Genomic DNA, 5,048 nt, shown 5'->3' on the forward strand with positions numbered 1-5,048 from the left:
AAAAGATAGACTGGGCGGTCAGCTATATAACAATAAACGCAAAAAAGTCACAACAAAGAAAATCTAGAAAAGACATAACGTTAGATGGAGTTTTTGCAGGCCTTAATGCTTAAGGTCCAGTGTATGATCGTTGCCTAACCATGATCTTTTTCGCTTTGCTGGTATCAAATAATGTATGTGCTGGTGAGCTTTTTGTGAATAATAACGATGCGACTATTGAGTTTACTATCGAGCCTACGCGATCTTTGAAGGTAACGTTTGAAAGTAGTGTGACTTTGCATTCAATAGTCATTAGAAATAATGATGGTTATTTACTAAACTTAGATGTTCAAGTGCCAAAAGATCCTGGGACTATTTTTTATTTTAATCTTCCTAAATTACCTCCAGCTAAATATCTTGTTAGATGGAAAAGTCAGCTTAATGGTGGCCCAATAAGCCTTGGTGAAGCAACGATAACCTTAAATGATGACACCTATCCACGGCCTTCTACTAAAAAACCGAAGTACAATATTTTACATAGAAAATTACATGGGTAGTCATACTGTAATTACGCTATTCCTGAGATGTTGCTGATTGAGGCCCCAGCTCTTTATTGCAGGACTAAGTCCTTCCTTGTCATTTACGGCGTAGCGTCCTTGATACATTACATATCAAGAAATGGACTGCCAATTAAAGCGTTTTAGGCATTATTTTAAAGCGATGTGTACCTGTTGATACTCTTTTAGTGCTTGAGAGGTGTTTCCTGAACGAGATTGATTGATGCGACTGTAGTGCGCAATCGTTTTAGCTAAATATCTCATAGCAATGTCTTGCTGTGCAGCATCACTCGCTTGCCAAATTACATTGCCTATAGGGTCAATGTCTGTAAGCGAATCATTAGCAACATTCACAGGGAGTTTGGGATCACGTCTGATATAGAGTATTTCATAAAATCGGCGATTCTCTTCAATCAATTTTTCATCAATTAAACGGCATTCAAGCTTGATCAGATGTTGGCGTAATTCGTACTGGTGGTGCACAGGACAGAGTAAAAAATCGATATGTAGCTGAGGATTTTGCAGGCAAATTGAATTAACTAGCTCGATCATCAAATCTCCACCCACGCCAGCGATAACAACGAGTGGGCTTTCTGAATAATCTGACAAGGGAAGTTTTGCGACATCGATACAATGTACATGCCATTGGGGAATTGGTTGGCGTGGATAAAAACGTTGTAACTTATCTTCTAATTGCTGCATCAAGTTTGGCACAATATCGACAAAATGTATTGTCGGTGAAGCCTGTCTTGATAATAACGCAGCGCCTAATAAGCCATGATCGCAGCAACAATCCCAAATGTGCAAATAGCCTGTTGGGATCATGTCATTAAGTTGGGTTAAGCGCAGGCCAAGTTTCATTGTGCAAATCGTTTATAAAAATAAAACCCGCATTGTAATGATTTTTGAGGTTAATACTATGCAATTTGCAGCAAGATAAATTTACAGGTAATCTATACTGTAATTTTATACAGTAAACGTGCTTTCATGCCTGCGGGCTCTGTAATGATACTAGCCATAAAATGATGGATTATGATTTTATATATTGCTGAAAAACCCAGTTTAGGTAGAGCCATTGCCGATGTGTTACCTAAGCCTCATAAAAAAGGCGATGGCTTTATTACTGCCGCCAACGGCGATTGTGTGTCTTGGTGTATTGGCCATTTGCTTGAGCAAGCTGAGCCAGATGCCTATGACGATGCCTTTAAATCGTGGAAGCTTGAGCATTTGCCTATTGTGCCACAAACCTGGAAGCTACAGCCAAAGCCCAAAACTCGAAGTCAATTAACGGTACTGCGCAAGTTAGTTAAGCAAGCGTCATCGATTATCAATGCCGGCGATCCAGATCGTGAAGGGCAACTGCTGGTAGACGAAGTGATAGCTTATTTAGGCGTAAAAGGCGATAAACTCAATCAAGTTCAGCGCTTATTAATTAGCGATTTAAACCCGCAAGCAGTAAAGCGTGCATTAGGGCAACTGCGTAGCAATCGCGAGTTTGTGCCATTATCAACCTCTGCATTGGCGCGCAGCCGCGCCGATTGGTTATATGGCATGAATATGACACGTGCTTATACTATTCAAGGGCGTAAAGTGGGCTATCAGGGTGTGCTGTCGGTTGGCCGAGTGCAAACGCCTGTATTGGGATTAGTGGTGCGCCGCGATGATGAAATCGCCAATTTTACCCCAAAAGCATTTTACGAGGTGATAGCCCATTTACTGACAGATCAACAACAAGGATTTACTGCCAAATGGCAACCGAGCGAAGCCTGCCAGCCTTATATGGATGAAGATGGCAGAGTATTAGCCAAAGGCCTGGCTGAAAACGTTGTTTCGCGTATATCCGGTAAACCAGCTGAAGTCACTAAGCTTGAAGCCAAAGATAAACGCCAAAATCCGCCACTGCCATACAGTTTATCGGCGCTGCAAATTGATGCTGCCAAACGTTTTGGTTTGTCTGCTAAAGAGGTGCTCGACACTTGCCAGAGTTTATATGAGCGGCATAAATTAATTACTTACCCACGTTCTGACAGTCGTTATTTACCTAAAGAGCAACATGCATTAGCCCCCAAAGTGTTAGATGCAGTGCTTAAAGGCGCGGCTGGGTTAGTTGAAGGCTGCGATGGGCCTAATGCCAAGCTTAAATCTAAAGCATGGGATGACAGTAAGGTCGATGCGCACCATGCCATTGTACCTACCGAAAAAGTGGCGAATTTATCAGCATTATCAAGCAATGAAGCCAAGTTGTACCAACATGTAGCGAGGCAATATTTAGCTCAGTTTTACCCCGCTTATGTGTATGCCGAAACCGCTGTTGAAGTGACCATTGAGGGTGGCTTATTTACGACTAAAGCACGCCAAGATAAAACCCTAGGTTGGAAACAGCTATTTAAGCGAGCAGCTAACAACCAAAACGATTCAAATAGCAATGAAGATGAGCACGACGACAATGCTCAGTCGTTGCCTCCACTGGTTAAGGGGCAAATACTGCAATGTGAGCGTGGTGAGTTATTAGAAAAAATGACTCAAGCGCCAAAACATTTTACTGACGCAACCTTATTAGGTGCCATGACGGGGATTAGCCGCTATGTAACCGATAGTGAGATTAAAAAAATCCTTAAAGACACTGACGGCTTAGGCACTGAGGCCACACGTGCTGGCATTATTGAGTTGCTATTTAAGCGGGGATATTTAACTCGTCAGGGTAAAGCTATTAAAGCGACCGCAGTCGGGGTTGGTTTAATACGCAGTTTACCAGACTCTGCCACCACCCCAGACATGACCGCATTATGGGAAAACAGCCTCGATGCCATTAGCCAAAAACGCTTAAAGTATGACGGCTTTATGCAGCCATTACTCAGCCAATTAGACGGTCTTATTACTCAAGCATCGAGTCAGTTACCCTCGGCATTACAAGGTGTTGCCAGTACTGCGCCAAAACGCAGTTTTAAAAAGCCTTATAAAAAACGAGCTAAAGCCAAAAGTTAATGTATTTGTAACGGCTCACTTCTACCCGACGGGCAGTGTTAATTTAAGCGGGCTAAACGGCGTTGATTTGCGATTGTTTGACAAACATAACCGACTGCATAATTTACCAACAAAAATAACCACACCATTAACTAACCTCAACTCTGGATAAGAGATGTATTGATAACGATATAAATCAACAGATTGACTAAAATCCACTGTCAAGCTTGTGATTTGTTTTGCTAACAAGGCGAATTAACGCGTCAATAGCTAGCCTATTGCAAGTTAATTCAACGCAGTGAGGACGGCAAAGGACTGCTTGAAAGGCGTTTGTTATCCAGAGCTGAGGTTACATAAGTAAGCTGTGCAATAATCCTTGAAAGATCAACACGCCCTAATCCAGCACGCTGTTATCTAAGATGCCTCTATCAATTAGCTGTAACAATAGCTCGCGGGTTTTTTGTTTAAGCATGTCGCGCAACAGCCGAGTTGCAGGAGTAATTGATTGCCTGCTTGGAAAGATTAACCACAGCTCGGTGGGTTTAACTTGATAGTCTGACATAACGGTAACAAGGTTATTGTTGAGTAAATCATGCGCCATATCTAAGCAAGATTTTGCTGATATGCCTTTGCCATTGACACACCAGCGCCTGACCAGATCGGCATCGTTAGCCACCCTATTACCCGACACTTTTACTTTGGTGCTGTCAGTACCTTGAGTAAACTCCCAGATATCATGAGTTAAGTTTTGCAGCTGATACAGCAAGGCGTTGTGCTTTGCTAAGTCTTGCGGTTGGTTTGGTGTGCCGTGTTTGTCTAGGTAAGCTTGCGAGGCACAGATTAGCCTGGGGACATTACAAATTTTAAAGCCATATAAATTGGCATCGTTAGGTGAGCCGTAACGTAAAGCTAAGTCGACAGAGTCGCGGTAAAAGTCGACATTGGTGTCGCTGATGCTAACCCGTAAACTGACTTTTGTATGCGTTTGCATAAAGTCATCAAGCCAGGGGATCACCACATTACGGCCCAAATCTGATGACACAGATAAACGCAGATCACCATCAATAATATCCTGTTCACCTTTCATGTTTTGTTTGGCTTGTTCAAGCAATAATATGGCCTGTTCACATTGTGGAATGTACTTTTCACCTGCACTTGATAAGCGTAATTGCCGAGTGGTACGAATAAACAACTCTGCACCTAAGTTGGCTTCAACCCGCTTTAAGGCCGCACTAGCTGTAGCGGTGCGCATATCTAAATTGGTTGCCGCAGCGGTAATGCTGCGAAACTCAGCAACCTTAAGAACAACATATAAGTCTTCTAGAAGCATGATTGTCTATTTTTAATTGATAATGTTTCAATTATTATGCGGTTTATGTTGGGTAAATCAAGGGGTAATATGGCTTCATTAAGTTTGAACTACACCAAATAAACCCGCTCAAATCTAGCGCTTAACTTGATAACGAGCGAGTAGCCCCGTCACCTGTGGCGGGGAAAGCGAGTTCAGTGAGGTCTGTTTTGTTGTTCTATGTATTGGCGCAAAACCTC

General features: G+C 42.5%; 4 protein-coding genes. 2 read left to right on the forward strand and 2 right to left on the reverse strand.

The features are described 5' to 3' along the window. The first annotated feature begins 194 nt into the window (after positions 1-194). Positions 195-536, forward strand: coding sequence for a hypothetical protein (locus IEW93_RS21485; protein WP_188741246.1), 342 nt, complete (start codon positions 195-197; stop codon positions 534-536). 150 nt (positions 537-686) lie between these two features. On the opposite strand, the gene IEW93_RS21490 is transcribed toward IEW93_RS21485, so the two are convergent. After that, a complete protein-coding gene (locus IEW93_RS21490) occupies positions 687-1,397 on the reverse strand; it encodes a tRNA (adenine(22)-N(1))-methyltransferase (protein WP_188741247.1) in 711 nt (236 codons plus the stop codon). 171 nt (positions 1,398-1,568) lie between these two features. Between IEW93_RS21490 and IEW93_RS21495 the strand changes: the two genes are divergently transcribed. Then, complete coding sequence (locus IEW93_RS21495; RefSeq protein ID WP_188741248.1) at positions 1,569-3,521, forward strand: DNA topoisomerase III; 1,953 nt, start codon at positions 1,569-1,571, stop codon at positions 3,519-3,521. A gap of 373 nt (positions 3,522-3,894) precedes the next feature. On the opposite strand, the gene IEW93_RS21500 is transcribed toward IEW93_RS21495, so the two are convergent. After that, a complete protein-coding gene (locus IEW93_RS21500; RefSeq protein WP_188741249.1) occupies positions 3,895-4,830 on the reverse strand; it encodes a LysR family transcriptional regulator in 936 nt (311 codons plus the stop codon). Positions 4,831-5,048 lie beyond the last annotated feature (218 nt).

The sequence above is a fragment of the Shewanella inventionis genome (assembly GCF_014641855.1).
Lineage (GTDB): Bacteria > Pseudomonadota > Gammaproteobacteria > Enterobacterales > Shewanellaceae > Shewanella > Shewanella inventionis.